This is a genomic window from Aquimarina algicola (genome assembly GCF_006443095.1).
Lineage (GTDB): Bacteria > Bacteroidota > Bacteroidia > Flavobacteriales > Flavobacteriaceae > Aquimarina > Aquimarina algicola.
In genome coordinates, this window is the sequence record NZ_VFWZ01000007.1 from 97,676 (window position 1) to 114,285 (window position 16,610).

Genomic DNA, 16,610 nt, shown 5'->3' on the forward strand with positions numbered 1-16,610 from the left:
CAATTTTTCTCTTACTGTTTCTATTTTACATTTCAAAAGTACAATGACAATGGATAATTTTTTCAAAATTCATACTCAAAAACAGTATTATAATCGATTAAATGCATTTTAAATCGATTAAAAGCGTTTTTGTAGATTTAAAATCAAGTTAACATATCATTTTAAACTCTTAATTTTAAAGACAACAACGATTAAACTTAATCATTACGTTGCATAAATTTTATTAATATCGTAACATTACGTCCATAAAATTTGAATTTACCTATATGGAAAACAAAAACTTTACATCATCATCTTCACAAAATGAAAAAATATTAGAAAATAAAGAATTAAGTATTTGGGAAGCTTTAATCCCTATCATCATTTTGATAGGAATGCTTTTTTATAATGTTTTTTATGCCTTTGGAGACGATGCTTTAAGTGGTAGTAATCAATTTATTTTACTACTTGGTGCAGCAGTAGCTGCAATTGTGGGTTTTTTTAACAACGTTTCTTACAAACAAATGATAGAAGAGATTTCTAAAAATATAAAATCTACTACAGGAGCTCTTCTGATATTATTAATGGTAGGTTCGCTTGCAGGAACATGGCTGGTAAGCGGTATTATACCTACCATGATTTATTATGGATTACAAATTCTTAACCCAACCATTTTTCTAGCTGCATGTGTGATTATATGTGCAATCATATCTATTGCTACGGGAAGTTCCTGGACAACTTCTGCAACTGTCGGTATTGCATTAATAGGCATAGGAGATACACTTGGGATTTCATTAGGGATGACGGCAGGTGCTGTTATTTCCGGAGCTTATTTTGGAGATAAAATGTCTCCACTATCTGATACCACAAATTTAGCTCCTGCAATGGCAGGTGGAGAATTGTTTTCTCATATCAAATACATGACATACACAACAGTACCGACCATAGTTATCACCTTATTAGTATTTACAATTATAGGATTTACTCTGGATACTTCGGGTACACCAGAAATAAGTAGTCAATTAGAAGCCATAGATAGTGCTTTTACAATTACACCATGGTTATTTGTAGTTCCTGCAATTGTAATTGGGTTAATTGTAAAAAAAACACCTCCACTTATTGCACTATTAGCCGGTACATTACTGGGGGCTATAGCTGCGATAATTGCACAACCGGATATTATCATGCAAATCGCAGGTAGTTCGACATTAACATTCAACTCTGCTTATATTGGTGTCATGAAAGCCATGACTGTTGATACCGCTGTAGAAACGACCAGCAAAGAATTAAATGATTTATTCTCATCCGGTGGGATGTCCGGTATGCTCGGAACAATATGGTTAATTGTTTGCGCAATGGTATTTGGTGGAGTAATGGATGCAATTGGTGCATTAGCGAGAATCAGCAAAGCATTATTAGGACTTTTTGATTCTGTATTTGGGCTTTTTGCCAGTACTGCCTTAAGTTGTGTTGTACTTAACGCTACAGCATCTGATCAATATCTTGCAATAGTAGTTCCTGGTAGAATGTATGCAAAAGCTTTTAAGGATAAAGGATTAGCACCAGAAAACTTGAGTAGAACACTTGAAGATACAGGTACAGTTACCTCGGTATTGATTCCTTATAATACCTGTGGGGCATATCAAAGTGGGGTGCTTGGGGTACCTGTAGCAGATTATGCTATATATGCTATTTTTAATTGGTTGAGCTTCTTCATGACACTTATATTTGCCGCATTTAGAATAAAAATTAAGCAATTACAAGAGACTAGATAATAATAAAAAACGAAAAGCCCTTTGTAATAAAAGGGCTTTTTTGATTATATGATTGGGATGGGTTTTTTATCATTATTAATAGCTACAAACTTAAAATGACCTGACACTGCAATTTCACGATCATAACTATACATATCTTCTTTATAAATATCTACTTTGACAGTACAACTTGTCCTTCCTACTTCTACCACTTTTGCAACAAGTTCTATAATAGTTCCTTCTGGGATTGGTTTTTCAAAATCGATCTTATCTGTAGATATCGTTACTACTTTTTTTCTGCTAAAACGCGTAGCACAAATAAAAGAAACCTCATCCATTAACTGTAAAGCGGTGCCTCCAAATAACGTTTCATAGTGATTTGTTGTATTAGGAAATACAGCTTTAAAGATTCTTGTCTCTGATTTTTTTATCAATTCATCTATAGAGTTCATACAATACTTATATAATATTTAATTATAGTTTTCGCTTTCAAAGGTAACTCTTATCCTACTATATTTGTTACTCAATTAAAGAGAGATAATGAATATTATAGAAAGTTTACAATGGCGATATGCCACAAAAAAATTTGACAATCAAAAAATCCTGTCGCAGGATAAAATCGATCTCATTTCTGAGGCATTTAACCTTACTGCTACATCATACGGTTTACAACCTTTACAATTACTTATAATAAAGGATAAAAAAATTCAAAAAGAGCTTACAGAACATTCATGGAATCAGCAACAAGTAGCAGACGCTTCTCATTTGTTAGTTATTTGTATTGAAAATAAAATTGATGCAAAGTATATAACGAAATATTTTGAAAGTGTAAAATCTATACGTAATACTCCATCAGAAATTTTAAAACCATTTGAAGAGCAATTGATCACATCATTTACTCAAAAATCAAAAGAAGAAATATCAATCTGGGCAACAAAACAAGCCTATCTAGCAATGGGCAACCTGCTTACAGTTTGTGCGATTGAAAAAATTGATGCTTGCCCTATGGAAGGGTTTATACCTGAAAAATATGATGAAATTCTGAATCTCAAAGATTTAGGATTAACCTCTGTACTTGTTCTTCCGATAGGATATAGAGCAGAAGATGACATGTTTTCTGAGTTAAAAAAAGTACGCCGAGGCGTACAGAATATGGTAGTGAATATATCTTCATAATTACAGGAACACATTGGTGTAGTTTCTATTTTACAACTAAACAAAGTTTAGTTAAAAAAACTATAAATATGTCTCTTAAATAAAAACTCTTTTAGGTATTTTTGCTGGAAAATAATTTTTAATACAAACACATACTACTTATGCCGGGATTCGAATTATTTGGTACCGAAGAAAAGAAAGAAGTTCAAGATGTTCTGGATAACGGAGTCTTGATGCGTTATGGATTTGATTCGATGAGAAAAGGGCATTATAAAGCCTTTGAATTAGAGAAAAATTTGGCAGAAAAGATGCAGACTAAATATGCTCAGGTAGTATCTAGTGGAACTGCAGCTTTGACTGTTGCCCTTGCCAGTGCCGGAATAGGATCAGGAGATGAAGTCATTATGCCTACTTTTACTTTTGTAGCAAGTTTTGAAGCAATTTTATCTGTTGGTGCTGTACCTATCTTGTGTGATATTGATGATACATTAACTTTAGCTCCAAAGGCTGTAGAAGCTTCTATAACAGAGAAAACAAAAGCAATCATGCCTGTACACATGTGCGGTTCTATGGCTGATTTAAAAGCTTTAAAGAAAATCTGTGATGATCATAATCTGATTTTATTAGAAGATGCTTGTCAAGCTATCGGAGGAACTTATGAAGGTAAACCTCTTGGTAGCTATGGTGATTTAGGATGTTTTTCTTTCGACTTTGTAAAAACAGTTACATGTGGTGAAGGTGGAGGAATGATTACAGATTCTGAAATATTTGCCAATAGAGCTCATAAATATCAAGATCATGGCCATGATCATATAGGAACAGATCGAGGCGCAGAAGCACACCCATTTCTTGGATATAATTATAGATTATCCGAACTAAATGCAGCTGTAGGAATTGCTCAACTTAGAAAATTAGATGATACCATTGCTTTACAAAAAAAGTATTATACCATACTTCGTGATGCTTTAGAGCCTATTACTGAAGTAAGTTTTAGAAAAGTTCCCGAAAATGGTGTAGAAAGTTATGCTTTTCTAAATATTTTTCTTCCTGATGAAAACAATGCCCGAGATGTACATAAAGCGTTTTCCGAAAATAAAATAGATGCTTGTTTTTATTGGTATGATAATAATTGGCACTACTATAAAAAATGGGAGCATTTACTAGAGCAAAAGTCTTTAACTAAGTTCTCTAATGAAATACAGGAAGGACTACAAAAAAATAAAAAGCCTTTTCCTGCAAGTGATGCTTGGATGAGTAGAACTATCTCATGCTTGATTAAATTAAGCTGGACCGAAGAAGAGATTTCTAAAAGAGCAGAAAAAATGGTACAAATAATAAAAGATACTCTTTAAAAAGTATCTTTTATTTATTTTATTTCGAAATTTAAAAGTATTAGAGCAATTTCACAGTGACTAATACTCTACATAGTCCATAATCTCTAATCCATAACCAATAATCCCTACCCGTTTTTGTTGAGTAGAATTAGATAATAATTTTAATTTATGGACATTAATATCGTGTAGAATTTGGGCTCCAATCCCAAAATCTTTGGTATCCATTATTATTTTTGGAGCTTTTACAACTTCATTTTCTTTTTGTATTTCTTTTAACCCTTTTAATCGATTAAGAAGATTAAGAGATTGGCTTTCTTGATTAATGAAGATTATTGCTCCTTTTCCTTCTGCATTGATACGCTGAAACATTGCATCTAACCTCTTGTCTGCATTGTTTGTTAAAGTACCAAGAATATCATTATTAAACAATGTAGAATTAACTCTTGTCAGTACTGATTCATTATCATCCCATGTACCAAGTGTAAGAGCAATATGAATTTGACTATTTGTAGTTTGCTTATAGGCTCGTAATCTATATTTACCAAACCTTGTATTGATATTAAAATCCTCTTTCTTCTCTATTAGAGAGTCATGTTTCATTCGATAAGCAACCAAATCTTCTATAGAAATAAGTTTAAGATCAAACTTTTTGGCAACTTCTACTAATTGAGGTAATCGAGCCATAGTACCATCTTCATTAAGAATCTCCACAAGAATTCCTGCTGGTTTTAATCCTGCTAATCTTGCTAAATCTACAGAAGCTTCTGTGTGCCCTGTACGTCTTAAAACTCCTCCATTTTTTGCTTTTAACGGAAAAATATGTCCAGGTCTTCCTAAATCATGTGGTTTTGTATTCTCATCAACTAAAGCTTTTATCGTTTTAGCACGATCATGAACAGAAATTCCGGTTGTGCATCCATGACCTAGTAAATCAACAGAAACAGTAAATTGAGTTTCATGTAATACGGTATTGTTCTGCACCATCATTTCTAAGCTAAGTTCCTCACAGCGATCTTCGGTAAGGGGAGCACAGATTAATCCTCTTCCATGTTTTGCCATAAAATTAATCATCTCCGGAGTAACACTTTCTGCTGCTGCTATAAAGTCTCCCTCATTTTCTCGATCTTCATCATCAACAACAATGATTACCTTTCCCTCTCTAATATCATTTATAGCTTCTTGTATAGTATTAAGCTTAATTTTTTGCTTCGTCTCTGTAGTTTGTTGTGACATCAAAATTTTCTTAAAGTAGTTTTCTTTACAAAGATATTTAAAAAGAAATCTATTTCTTTGATTTACCGAATCGTTTTATGAAGAAATTGCGAATTGGTTGTACAAAAACATCAGCATTAAAAACACCTCTATCTCTAGTTGCTCTATATGTCAAAAAGATACTGAGTGGAAATATAATAAATGTTGATAACCAAGAACCAACAAGTGGAGGCACCCCTCCTTCTTCTGCCCCATTTTTCGCAAAAATACCAATAAAATGATACGTTAAAAATAATACAACACCTATCACTATCGGCAGCCCTAACCCTCCTTTACGAATAATTGCTCCAAGTGGTGCGCCAACAAAAAATAGTAAAACACAAGAAATTCCAAGAGCATATTTATCATGCAATGACATTTCATATTTATTAAGTGCTCTCCTTTTGATAGCAAGATTTTTTTGAGTTGTATTTAATCGCCTTATCACTCCATCAACATTAGAAGAAGCCATTTGGTACACCTGCATTTTTTTGTTTGTATCAAAATAATCTATAATACTCAATGTATCATTTTCTACTGTCCGAACACTATCGATCTTTACATTTTTGTTCAATCCATCAAAACCAGCTCTTCTATTTACATCAGAACTTAATGATGCTACATCATTATTAACTTGCATTGACAATGTGTCTATCTCACTTTTTAATTCATTAACATTAAGCATATTATATCCTTTGCTATACTGCTGAGAATCCATATCAACATTATCCAAAGACGATAAATCAACATTTAATATATATTTTTCAAAATGTGTTTTAGCAAAAGGAAGTTTCTTTCTTTTTTGTGGAGACCTTTGTTGTATTTCCTCATAATAATTACCATCATTAAGCACAAGCGTCACCAAATCAGAATCTGTACTTCCTCGTAGCTCTCCATCTACTGCTTTTATAACCGTAAAATTTCCTTGTCTGTTTACTGACTTTTTATGGATAATTACATCTCGTAAAAATTCATCATTGTCTCCAAACTTTTCTGCAACCTTAATATTAATATCACCTAAGTCATTAAATTGGTTAGGAGTCAATACCATTGCCGGTTTTAGCTTTACAATATTTTTTCTTAAGTTAATAAATCTTTTTTCTGAAGATGGGATTACTGTATTTGAGAATAAAAACGCACCAAATCCAACAAAAAGCATAAAAACTGCTAATGTTCTCATTGCTCGTTGTAATGAAATCCCAGAAGATTTCATCGCTGCAAACTCATAATTCTCTGCAAAATTTCCAAAAATCATTACAGAGGTTAATAATATGGTAAGTGGTAGGACCATAGGAATTAATCGAGGAGTAGCGAATGTCAAAAATTTAACAATCACAGAAAAATCCAGATCTTTTCCTGCCAACTCAGAAATAAATAACCAAATGGTTTGCAATAAAAGAATAAACATTATAATAATAAAGAGCGGAAAAAACGTCTTTAAAAAAGAGGTTAGAATGTATCTGTCTAATATTTTCACTATAAACGTAGTCTAATTTTGCCGTAAATATACGCTATTTAAAAACTAAAGAACGTATGTAAGAGTTACATCCGTTCTTTAATAATTGAATATTTTAACAAATTATTATATTAATCGAGACGATTGATATAATAATTTGAATACTTTGATTCGTCAAAGACAAATAATGTTTTAGAAAGCGGTTGATTTGTTTTAAAACTATTCACAGTAATAGTAACATTTGTACCATTATTTTGCTTATGAATCATTTTATAAATATGTTTTGTCTGCTTATCTATACCTAATAATATTTCCTTAGAATCACTTCCTGAGTCGATTGGTATTAATTTTACATATTGTATTTTACGTCCGTTTACATTTTGAACAATATCCATTTTATATGTATACCCATCTTCGTAAAATGTAAGCATTTTTGAGGGGCTCGCATCGTCTTCTTCAGTTTGAGACGAAATATTAATTTCTTCATCTTCAGGAATGATTACATGTACTTTTTTTCCATCATACATGCGTTCTGTTCCCATTAGATTAAGTACATATTTATTTCCTTTTAATGTAATATCACCTCTTGTTTCTTGAGAAACATTTTCTGCAGGATTATTGAGCGCATATTTAAAACTAATAGCTATGTTATTATAGCTTTTTACTTTTTTAGAAACTTCATCTAAAAGTCCTTTGGCACTTTGAGCATTAATTATGGCAGTGCTAAATATGCATAATACGATTATAAATTTTCTTATCATCATGAATTGGTTTCTTTCGATTGTGTTAGTTATTTCTTTTATTCATTATCAAGAAGCTGATGAAGTGATGCTAAGTCTTGTACTAGTACTTGTCTTGCTTTGCTACCTTCAAAAGGTCCAACTACTCCTGCTGCTTCTAATTGATCTATTAATCTACCTGCTCGGTTATATCCTAGTTTCAATTTTCTCTGTAGCAAAGATGCTGATCCTTGTTGAGCAGTAACGATTACTTCTGCTGCTTCATTGAAAAGTTTATCTCTGTCACTTTTATCTATATCAAGACCTGTGCCACTTTCTTCGCCAACATATTCTGGTAGTAAATGTGCATCGGGATATGCCTTTTGACTACCAATATACTCGGTTATTCTTTCAACTTCTGGGGTGTCTACAAAAGCACATTGAATCCTTACTATGTCATTACCTTGAGTAAACAACATATCTCCCCTACCGATCAATTGATCTGCTCCTCCTGTATCAAGTATGGTTCTCGAATCTATTTTTGAGGTCACTCTAAAAGCTATACGAGCAGGAAAATTGGCCTTGATCATACCTGTAATAACATTTACCGATGGTCGTTGTGTTGCAATAATAAGGTGTATCCCAATTGCTCTAGCCAACTGTGCAAGTCTTGCTATAGGTGTTTCTACTTCTTTCCCGGCTGTCATAATAAGGTCTGCAAACTCATCTACAACAAGCACTATATATGGTAAAAATCGATGTCCGTTTTCGGGATTTAATTTTCTTGTCTTGAACTTTGTATTATATTCGGTAATATTTCTTACCATAGCTTGTTTTAGCAAATCATATCGATTATCCATTTCTATACAAAGTGAATTCAATGTATTGATAACTTTATTATTATCAGTAATGATTGCTTCTTCTGCGTCGGGTAATTTTGCTAAATAGTGACGTTCAATTTTATTAAATAGTGTGAGTTCTACTTTTTTAGGATCTACAAGTACAAATTTGACTTCTGCGGGATGTTTTTTATAAAGTAACGATGTTAAAATAGCATTTAGTCCAACGGATTTACCTTGACCTGTTGCTCCTGCCATCAGAAGGTGGGGCATCTTGGCTAGATCAACCACAAAAGTCTCATTAGAAATTGTTTTACCTAAAGATAAAGGTAATGCCATTTCTGCATTTTGAAATTTTGGAGACGCAATAGCCGATCGCATAGATACAATGGTTGATTTTTTGTTAGGAACCTCAATACCAATCGTTCCTTTACCAGGTATTGGAGCTATAATTCGTATTCCTAATGCCGCTAAAGAAAGTGCGATATCATCTTCAAGGTTTTTGATCTTAGAAATTCGAATCCCCGCTTCTGGAACAATCTCATATAGGGTAACTGTAGGACCTACTGTAGCTTTTATCTGAGCAATTTCTATTTTGTAGTTTTTTAAAGTCTCAACAATTCTATTTTTGTTTTCTTCTAGCTCTCCCTGATCTATTGTAATACCACCGGTTTGTACAGAATAATCTTTTAATAGATCTATTGTTGGAAATTTATAATTTCCTAATTCTAATTTTGGATCAAATTCTCCAAAATCTTTAACAAGTTTTGCACTAATATTTTCTACGACTTCTTCTTCTACCGTAGTTTCAACTTCCATTTCGATATCTTCGGGATTATCCTCAGATTTTATGATAAGTTTTTCAGGAATTTCATCATCTCTATTTTTGGGATCAGCATAAAAGTCATTTACTGTTGGATTTAAATTAATCTCTTTTGTATCGGGAGAGGATTTCGTTTCTTCTTTTTTCTCTTTTTCCTGAAGAACATCATCAGTCTTATTATTTACAAGATTTGATGTATCTTCTATAATAGGCTTAGGTTCAGCATCTTCTTTATCTTTTTGATTTGATGTTTGCTTAGATGTTCTAGTTGTTTTTGATGTATCTCTTTGAGTAGATCGTAATGATTGGGAAATTTTTTCTGGGGTATATTTTAGTCGAACCACTATATATACAATTGCAAGAAAAGCTAATAAAAGAACCGTACCTATAAAACCTATATAATCCCGCAAAAAATCATTGATTTCAAAACCTACTACTCCTGCCAGAAGCCCTCCTCCTTTTTCTACAAAGCCAAGAACTACAGATACCCAAAGCATTACTAATGCTCCCCAAAACCAAAAGCCTAGCAATCTTTTTTTGTTTAAATCAAAAAACAAATAAACACCTGTTAAAGAAGTCATGACAGGAATTACCAATGCAGAAACACCAAACCCGTTGAATATAAAAAAATGACTTACCGTAGCTCCAAATTTGCTTAGCCAATTTTTAGGTGAAATATCCCTATTATAAAATTCTGACAGTTCACTTTGATCTGTTTTCCAATTAAAAAAGAATGAAATAAAAGCAAAGAACAATGCTATTCCTAAAAAAAATAGAAAACTACCTAAAATCACTCTTTGTTGATTAGATAGCTTAAATCGTTGTTTTAATGGAGTTTTTGTTTTTTTTGTCGTTGTTGTTTTCCTCTTTGAGCTTGTTTTCTTCTTAGCCATTTTTTGGGTGTATTATCACAAAAATACGAATATCTCTATTGGAACGTAAAAATGCCAAAAAAATTTTCTCTCGTATACTAGAATGATCTCACTAAAATCAAAGATAATTCTTAAAATTTTTAGCAATTAATTTAGCAAACACTTAACTAATTAATCACTTACAAATCATTAAATTAGGATAAAATGATTGTCTTTTTATTAAAATAAAAATTACAGTCGTTATAATCATTTTTAATAATGTATTAGAATATTCAAGAAATTAATCAATCAATTATACTCAATTACATAAGTCGAATTTGATAAAATTAAACAAAAAGTCATGAAAAAGTTACTATTATTGATTGTCATTATGATCTCATTTTCAATGAATTCTCAAGAACCTCTTGATGTAATTACATTAAAAAACGGAAGTGTCATTGTTGGAAAGATTACTGAATTAAATTTTAATGAAGACCTTACCATACAAACTCAGGATGGGTATGCATTTATGTTTAAAGCTCAGGATATAAAAAGCGTAAAAAAAGAAAATAAGATTAGGAAAGAACAGCAAGATGAGCGCTTTAAAATGGTAATGCCTAGTACACCTCAAAATAACAGTGTAATAACTCCTAATCCGGTGGTAGCTGCACAGAATGGAAATTATGTAAATTCTACAGTCCCAAATCAAGGTTATAGACCAAACGGTAACTATAATAATCAACAACCTCATACAAACGGTATTTCGCCTCAACAACAGAATAGTTTTCAAAGATCAGCACCAATTCCAAATCAGTATCAAAATACTGTACCTCAAAATTCAAATGCACAACAATACTCTAATTACCAAAATCAACAAAATCAACAACAACCTCTAAACAATCAATATGCACAACCTTCTACTTATCAATACAATAGTGGGCAATCAAATTATGCCAATCCAAATACTACTTACCCAAAAAATGGTAGCACACAATACCCAAATAACCTACAAAGGTCGAATGTAGCGCCTCAAGGCAATTCATTAGGTCAAGCTAGTAATGGCTTTTATTCTAACAATCAAAATCCTATCGGGTACCCAAAACAGGGAAATTTGAGCTCTGTACCTCTGCAAAAATCACTTAACCCGAATAATGATGTTTTTACAAACATTGATTCTTATAGTAATAATTTACGTACTACAGCCAAACCTAAAATAGATTGTATGCAAGGTTATGGTAATTTTGGTTTTGTAAATAACACTGGAAAGAATATTATTGTTACTATACAAAGAAAACAAAAAGATGGGCGTTATGCTGATTATAAAGAAATACGAGTAGCTGCAAATCAAAAAGGATATTTTAATGATGTAATTGCTAATGAATATCCATTTTTTGTAAAAGTGAAGAAAAACTCTTTAAATAATCAAAACGATTTTATCGTTTTAGGTAGAGGTAATATTACTATTGAAAAGTGTAAAACACAACATATAAATATCAATTAAATAATTGATAAGAAAACATTCAAAAAAGGTTTGTATTTTATATTCAAGATACAAACCTTTTTCTTTTTTACCTTAGGCATTAAAATAGATAGGGCCAATAAATAAACACTCCTATACACACAGCGGTGATAGCTGCAATAAATACGGCTCCGGCTGCAATATCTTTAATAAAACCTATTTTATTATGAAAATCAGGATGAATAAAATCTGCGATTGCTTCAATAGCAGTATTCATTCCTTCTGTACTCATTACCAATCCAATAGCAAATATTTGTAACATCCATTCAAAGGAGGATATTTTAAAATATAGCCCCAAACAGGTCATAATAATACCAATAGTAACTTGTACCTGTATACTAGGTTCAGTTTTAATTAATAATATTGCCCCTTTAAAAGCGTATCCACAACCACGCAACCTACCTTTTATAAATGAGATCATGCCGCTCATAAATGCTTAAGACAAAACTTTAAGAGCATCAGAATAATTTGGCTCTTGTGTTATCTCCGGAACTTGTTCTGCATGCAATACAATTCCTTTTTCATCTAATACTACAACAGCTCTAGAGTGTAATCCTTCTAATGGACCATCTACTATATCTAATCCATAGTCTTTTCCAAATTTACCTGTTTTAAAATCCGAATGGTTAATTACATTCTGAAGCCCTTCTGCTCCACAAAAACGGTCCTGTGCAAAAGGTAAATCTCGTGAAATACATAATACTTTTGTATTTTCTAAATCCCCAGCTACCTTATTAAATTCTCTGACTGATGCTGCGCAAACTCCCGTATCAACAGAAGGAAAAATATTAAGAACTACCCTATTCCCCTCATAATCCTCTAGTTTGGCAGTAGAAAGATCTTTACTTACAAGTTCAAAATTTGGTGCTTTCTCTCCTACTTTAGGTAATTCACCGCTGGTGTGTATCGTGTTTCCTTTTAGTGTAATTGATGCCATAATAAATTATTGTTGTTTGTAATTCAAAATTAATAAGATTAAATAGTAATTTATGTAAAGTTTATATAAAATAAAAAACCTTCTTTTACAGAAGGCCTTTTTTAATGTTTTTAAGTATCTATCGATCCTAATACTCTTTGCATAAAATTATTTAGAGCTTCTTTTTTAGGAACACCATCTTTAATCATTTTGTCTACCTCTAGTGCTCCATACATATTTGATATTAACTCTCCTATCACGTCTAATTCTTCATCTTTAAGAGAAGGAACTTCTGTTAAAGCTTCTAGCGTTTCTATCGTTTCTACCACAAAGTCTTCGTCATTTTCTTCGATAAAACTTGTAAGATGTTTAATTACCGGTAATTTCATTTACTAATTCTTTAAGAATATCAAATTTATTAGTTTGAACCTGACTTGAGAAATTTCCATTTTCAAAAGTAGCGAAGGTAGGTAAATTATCTACTGTAGCTAGTTTTCGTGATTCTGGATATTTTTCTGCATCTACTACTACAAAAACCATGTCTGTATTTTCTGCAGCCAATTTTTTGAATTTTGGCTTCATGATTCTACAGTTACCGCACCATGAAGCAGAGTATTGCACAACAACTTTGCTGTTATCTTTTATTAATTGATCTAGATTATCTTCTGTTAATTCCTGTATCATTGAAATTAGTTTAATGTTAACAAAGCTTTCAGAAGCTCATACTTTTGAAAGCTTTGTTTGTAAATCTTTAAGATTAGTGAGAAGCTAAATAAGAAGCTACACCATCTCTATTTGCATTCATTGCATCTTTTCCTTCTTCCCAGTTTGCAGGACATACCTCACCATTTTTCTGTACATGAGCATAAGCATCTATAAGTCTTAAGAATTCTGCTACGTTTCTACCTACTGGCATATGGTTTATTCCTTCATGAAAAACAGTACCTTCTTCATCGATAAGATAAGTAGCTCTGTATGTTACATTATCACCTTCTACAGTAACTACACCAGTTTCTTCATTGTATGTTTCATTAGTAATATCTAATATTCCTAATGTACTAGAAAGATTTCTGTTAGAATCTGCTAAAATTGGATAAGTAACACCTTCGATACCTCCATTATCTTTTGATGTATTTAACCATGCAAAATGAACCTCTGGTGTGTCACAAGATGCTCCGATAACGATAGTGTTTCTTTTTTCGAATTCTGCTAAAGCTTCTTGAAAAGCATGTAATTCTGTCGGACATACAAATGTGAAATCTTTAGGATACCAAAATAAAAGAACTTTTTTGTTTTTATTTTTTGCTTCTTCTAAAACATTAATTTTAAAAGTATCCCCCATATCATTCATTGCATCGACATCAAGATTTGGAAATTTTTTCCCTACAAAAGCCATAGTTTTTAATTTACTGGTTTATTTAATTTTTTACGGTGCAAATATACATCTGCTTTGCAAACAAAAAGAAACTCTCAATTTTAATTTTTTATATTATAATAGTTTTTTCTAATTACTAATTCGTTCTAAAAATAAAAACAACAAAAATCCTACAAAAAACCCGTTTTACTTACAAAAATTATGGATAAATAGCACATTTTTTACGGTGAATTACATCTTCTTAAATCTATTTTCGTATTTTCGCCATACGACTAATCAATAATATAAAGGATTGAAAAATAATATTCTACATAGTATTATATTTTTTTTAATAGGATTTACATATACTGTTCAATCCCAAAATCCCCTTGTCTCTGATAGTATACAATCATATATTAAAAAGGCAGAAAGATTACAGGAAGAATACCAATATGAGAAAGCATTAGAAATTGCAAAAATTGCTCAACAAAATGCTCAATATAATAATGATGACAAAAGTCTTGGTTACATATATAATATTATAGCCAAAAATTACGAGACAAGTGAAGATGATAACAAAGCGAGAAGTAATTACAGAAAAGCACTCGTATATGCACAAAGTTCTAAAAGCAAAGTATTAGAAACAGATTTATACAATAATCTTGCAAGAGTATATACCAAGCATAATCTCACTCGTAAAAAAGGAGTTGAGTATTATCAAAAGTCTTATGAGTTTGCATTGAAGCTAAAAGACACAGCTAGAATGATCAGACCTTTACTTAATCTTGGAGAATATTATATTTCTAGAAAAGATTTTGACAGCTCATACGAATACCTTTTGCCTGCAAGAAAATTAATTCATAAAAAATCACCTAATCTAGATAAAACTAAGCTAAATGGATTATTAGGTAAATACTTTTTAAATATAAGTAGCTACCAAAGAGCCGAAGAATATATAGATAATGCAATCTCATATGCTGTTGGAGAAACCAAAAATAGTGAGAATAATGATGAGTTAATTTCAACCTATTATGAAGAACTAGCTTCTGCTTATGAAACAAAATCCGAGCTCTATAGAAAGCAAGATGACTTCAAAAATGCATATGCATTTCAAAAAAAACAGTTTCAGAATATTTTAAAAGCAAAAGATTATAAAAAATTAAAAGAGCTGCAAAGAGCAAATATCAAATACGAAGTAGATATTTTAGAAAAAAGAGCTAAAAAAGCAGAGTCCGAAAAAAAAGAAAGTGAATCTGAGGTATTAAAATGGCGAGGAAGTATCATTCTTGGTATTATTTTAATACTTATTTCGCTAGCCTTTTTAATTAGTTCTTATAGAAATAATATTCAGAAAAAAAGATTAAATAACGATCTCATTGATAAAAACAAAGAACTTAAAAGTGCTAAAGAAACAGCAGAGCAAGTTTCGACTCTAAAATCACAATTTATTTCTACAGTAAGTCATGAATTAAGAACTCCTCTTTATGGAGTGATTGGGTTAACCTCTTTATTAATGGAAAATCCCGAAGACAGAAAAAGAAGTGAATATCTGGAATCTTTAAAATTTTCAGGAGATTATCTTTTAGCATTGATTAATGACGTTTTACAACTCAGTAAAATAGAGACCAATGAAGTAACACTTGAAAAAGTTTCTTTTGATCTTAAATCCTTAATAGAAGGAATTGTCAATTCACTTCAAACCAAACAAAAAAACAATAACAACAAAGTACATGTTAATATTGATAAAAAAATCAATACAACTTTGTTAGGTGACTCTGTTAGGCTTTCACAAATACTTATAAATTTAATTGGTAACGCTCTAAAATTCACAAAAAATGGAAACATTTGGGTAGAAGTAAAATGTATCGATCTTAAAGATAAAAGTTATAATCTACGTTTTATAGTAAAAGATGATGGTATTGGTATCCCAAAAAGTAAACAAAAAACCATATTTGATAATTTTGCTCAGGTCAAAAACGAGAATCAGGAATATGAAGGAACAGGATTAGGCCTCGCTATTGTTAAAAAGCTTATCCACTTACACGACAGTGAAATTTTTATTAAAAGTAAAGAATCTGTAGGTTCTGAATTTTATTTTGATTTGTATTATGAAAAAGCCATAAAAGAAGAAGGCATTGCTGATAATATAGGAGAAAGTATAAGTATCGGGACTAGTAATTTCTACGTACTTATTGTTGATGATAATAAAATCAATCAAATAGTTACTCAAAATATCCTAAAAAAGAAAGGATATACATGTAGCATCGCCAGCAATGGAGCAAATGCAATTGAGATGCTCAGAAAAGAGAAATTTGACCTAATACTTATGGATATAAATATGCCTGAAATGAATGGTCTTGAGGCTACCAAAGTAATTAGAACATTTAACACAAATATTCCTATTATTGCGCTAACTGCTGTAGAAGAAAGAGAAGTAAGAGCACAAGCATTGTCTGTAGGTATGAATGATGTTATCATTAAGCCATATGATACAGAACAATTCTTTCAAACCATTATGAAAAACATTTCTAAAGTAAAGATGGTCTAAAGCTTTACAATTCCCATATTCTTAAAATGTCGACAAATATTTATAAGATAAATATGTAATTTTTATATGATTTCTTCTGAATGTTTTAATTTAGAGGCTCAATCTTAAAGAA

15 protein-coding genes are annotated in these 16,610 nt (G+C 31.3%); 5 read left to right on the top strand and 10 right to left on the bottom strand.

The genetic code is table 11. The annotated features are described in order from the left end of the window. Window positions 1–266 precede the first annotated feature (266 nt). Window positions 267–1,754: a Na+/H+ antiporter NhaC gene (gene nhaC / locus FHK87_RS19520; RefSeq protein ID WP_140595515.1), complete on the top strand. Its 1,488-nt coding sequence runs from the start codon at window positions 267–269 to the stop codon at window positions 1,752–1,754. A gap of 44 nt (window positions 1,755–1,798) precedes the next feature. Here nhaC and FHK87_RS19525 read toward each other — a convergent pair whose 3' ends face one another. Next, window positions 1,799–2,185 (bottom strand): acyl-CoA thioesterase, encoded by a 387-nt coding sequence (locus FHK87_RS19525; protein ID WP_140595518.1) that lies wholly within the window; start codon window positions 2,183–2,185, stop codon window positions 1,799–1,801. Between the two features lie 88 nt (window positions 2,186–2,273). Between FHK87_RS19525 and FHK87_RS19530 the strand changes: the two genes are divergently transcribed. Both FHK87_RS19530 and FHK87_RS19535 read left to right on the top strand, forming a co-directional pair. Beyond that, window positions 2,274–2,909: an NAD(P)H-dependent oxidoreductase gene (locus FHK87_RS19530; protein WP_140595521.1), complete on the top strand. Its 636-nt coding sequence runs from the start codon at window positions 2,274–2,276 to the stop codon at window positions 2,907–2,909. Between the two features lie 140 nt (window positions 2,910–3,049). After that, a complete protein-coding gene (locus FHK87_RS19535) occupies window positions 3,050–4,240 on the top strand; it encodes a DegT/DnrJ/EryC1/StrS family aminotransferase (protein WP_140595524.1) in 1,191 nt (396 codons plus the stop codon). Window positions 4,241–4,300: 60 nt separating this feature from the next. On the opposite strand, the gene ribB is transcribed toward FHK87_RS19535, so the two are convergent. From ribB to FHK87_RS19555, 4 genes are all read right to left on the bottom strand, one after another. Continuing rightward, window positions 4,301–5,455 carry a 3,4-dihydroxy-2-butanone-4-phosphate synthase gene (gene ribB / locus FHK87_RS19540; protein WP_140595528.1) on the bottom strand — a complete coding sequence of 385 codons (1,155 nt, stop codon included), beginning with the start codon at window positions 5,453–5,455 and terminating at the stop codon, window positions 4,301–4,303. A 49-nt stretch (window positions 5,456–5,504) separates the two neighbouring features. After that, complete coding sequence (locus tag FHK87_RS19545; protein WP_140595532.1) at window positions 5,505–6,950, bottom strand: LptF/LptG family permease; 1,446 nt, start codon at window positions 6,948–6,950, stop codon at window positions 5,505–5,507. A gap of 110 nt (window positions 6,951–7,060) precedes the next feature. After that, window positions 7,061–7,690 carry a LolA family protein gene (locus tag FHK87_RS19550; protein WP_140595930.1) on the bottom strand — a complete coding sequence of 210 codons (630 nt, stop codon included), beginning with the start codon at window positions 7,688–7,690 and terminating at the stop codon, window positions 7,061–7,063. A gap of 38 nt (window positions 7,691–7,728) precedes the next feature. Then, window positions 7,729–10,203: an FtsK/SpoIIIE family DNA translocase gene (locus tag FHK87_RS19555; RefSeq protein WP_140595535.1), complete on the bottom strand. Its 2,475-nt coding sequence runs from the start codon at window positions 10,201–10,203 to the stop codon at window positions 7,729–7,731. Between the two features lie 319 nt (window positions 10,204–10,522). Between FHK87_RS19555 and FHK87_RS19560 the strand changes: the two genes are divergently transcribed. Continuing rightward, on the top strand, window positions 10,523–11,662 hold the full coding sequence (locus FHK87_RS19560) for a hypothetical protein (protein WP_140595539.1): 1,140 nt from the start codon (window positions 10,523–10,525) through the stop codon (window positions 11,660–11,662). A 79-nt stretch (window positions 11,663–11,741) separates the two neighbouring features. Here FHK87_RS19560 and FHK87_RS19565 read toward each other — a convergent pair whose 3' ends face one another. From FHK87_RS19565 to FHK87_RS19585, 5 genes are all read right to left on the bottom strand, one after another. Beyond that, window positions 11,742–12,101, bottom strand: a complete 360-nt coding sequence (locus FHK87_RS19565) for a diacylglycerol kinase (RefSeq protein ID WP_140595542.1) — start codon at window positions 12,099–12,101, stop codon at window positions 11,742–11,744. A 15-nt stretch (window positions 12,102–12,116) separates the two neighbouring features. After that, entirely contained in the window at window positions 12,117–12,617 is a 501-nt protein-coding gene (tpx, locus tag FHK87_RS19570) for a thiol peroxidase (RefSeq protein WP_140595546.1), read from the bottom strand. Window positions 12,618–12,727: 110 nt separating this feature from the next. Further along, window positions 12,728–12,985, bottom strand: a complete 258-nt coding sequence (locus tag FHK87_RS19575; protein ID WP_140595551.1) for a DUF6952 family protein — start codon at window positions 12,983–12,985, stop codon at window positions 12,728–12,730. After that, window positions 12,966–13,280, bottom strand: a complete 315-nt coding sequence (locus FHK87_RS19580; RefSeq protein ID WP_140595554.1) for a thioredoxin family protein — start codon at window positions 13,278–13,280, stop codon at window positions 12,966–12,968. The genes FHK87_RS19575 and FHK87_RS19580 overlap by 20 nt, the downstream gene beginning before the upstream one ends. Before the next feature lie 73 nt (window positions 13,281–13,353). Continuing rightward, window positions 13,354–13,992, bottom strand: coding sequence for a peroxiredoxin (locus FHK87_RS19585; protein ID WP_140595558.1), 639 nt, complete (start codon window positions 13,990–13,992; stop codon window positions 13,354–13,356). 271 nt (window positions 13,993–14,263) lie between these two features. Here FHK87_RS19585 and FHK87_RS19590 point away from each other — a divergent pair, with 271 nt between their 5' ends. After that, window positions 14,264–16,498, top strand: a complete 2,235-nt coding sequence (locus FHK87_RS19590) for a tetratricopeptide repeat-containing hybrid sensor histidine kinase/response regulator (RefSeq protein WP_140595562.1) — start codon at window positions 14,264–14,266, stop codon at window positions 16,496–16,498. Window positions 16,499–16,610 lie beyond the last annotated feature (112 nt).

Excerpts from the sequence above, each read along its gene's own strand:
- nhaC (WP_140595515.1), top strand. The coding sequence starts at position 267 with ATGGAAAACAAAAACTTTACATCATCATCTTCACAAAATGAAAAAATA.
- FHK87_RS19525 (WP_140595518.1), bottom strand. The coding sequence starts at position 2,185 with ATGAACTCTATAGATGAATTGATAAAAAAATCAGAGACAAGAATCTTT.
- tpx (WP_140595546.1), bottom strand. The coding sequence starts at position 12,617 with ATGGCATCAATTACACTAAAAGGAAACACGATACACACCAGCGGTGAA.
- FHK87_RS19530 (WP_140595521.1), top strand. The coding sequence starts at position 2,274 with ATGAATATTATAGAAAGTTTACAATGGCGATATGCCACAAAAAAATTT.
- FHK87_RS19535 (WP_140595524.1), top strand. The coding sequence starts at position 3,050 with ATGCCGGGATTCGAATTATTTGGTACCGAAGAAAAGAAAGAAGTTCAA.
- ribB (WP_140595528.1), bottom strand. The coding sequence starts at position 5,455 with ATGTCACAACAAACTACAGAGACGAAGCAAAAAATTAAGCTTAATACT.
- FHK87_RS19565 (WP_140595542.1), bottom strand. The coding sequence starts at position 12,101 with ATGATCTCATTTATAAAAGGTAGGTTGCGTGGTTGTGGATACGCTTTT.
- FHK87_RS19550 (WP_140595930.1), bottom strand. The coding sequence starts at position 7,690 with ATGATAAGAAAATTTATAATCGTATTATGCATATTTAGCACTGCCATA.
- FHK87_RS19560 (WP_140595539.1), top strand. The coding sequence starts at position 10,523 with ATGAAAAAGTTACTATTATTGATTGTCATTATGATCTCATTTTCAATG.
- FHK87_RS19555 (WP_140595535.1), bottom strand. The coding sequence starts at position 10,203 with ATGGCTAAGAAGAAAACAAGCTCAAAGAGGAAAACAACAACGACAAAA.
- FHK87_RS19575 (WP_140595551.1), bottom strand. The coding sequence starts at position 12,985 with ATGAAATTACCGGTAATTAAACATCTTACAAGTTTTATCGAAGAAAAT.
- FHK87_RS19580 (WP_140595554.1), bottom strand. The coding sequence starts at position 13,280 with ATGATACAGGAATTAACAGAAGATAATCTAGATCAATTAATAAAAGAT.
- FHK87_RS19585 (WP_140595558.1), bottom strand. The coding sequence starts at position 13,992 with ATGGCTTTTGTAGGGAAAAAATTTCCAAATCTTGATGTCGATGCAATG.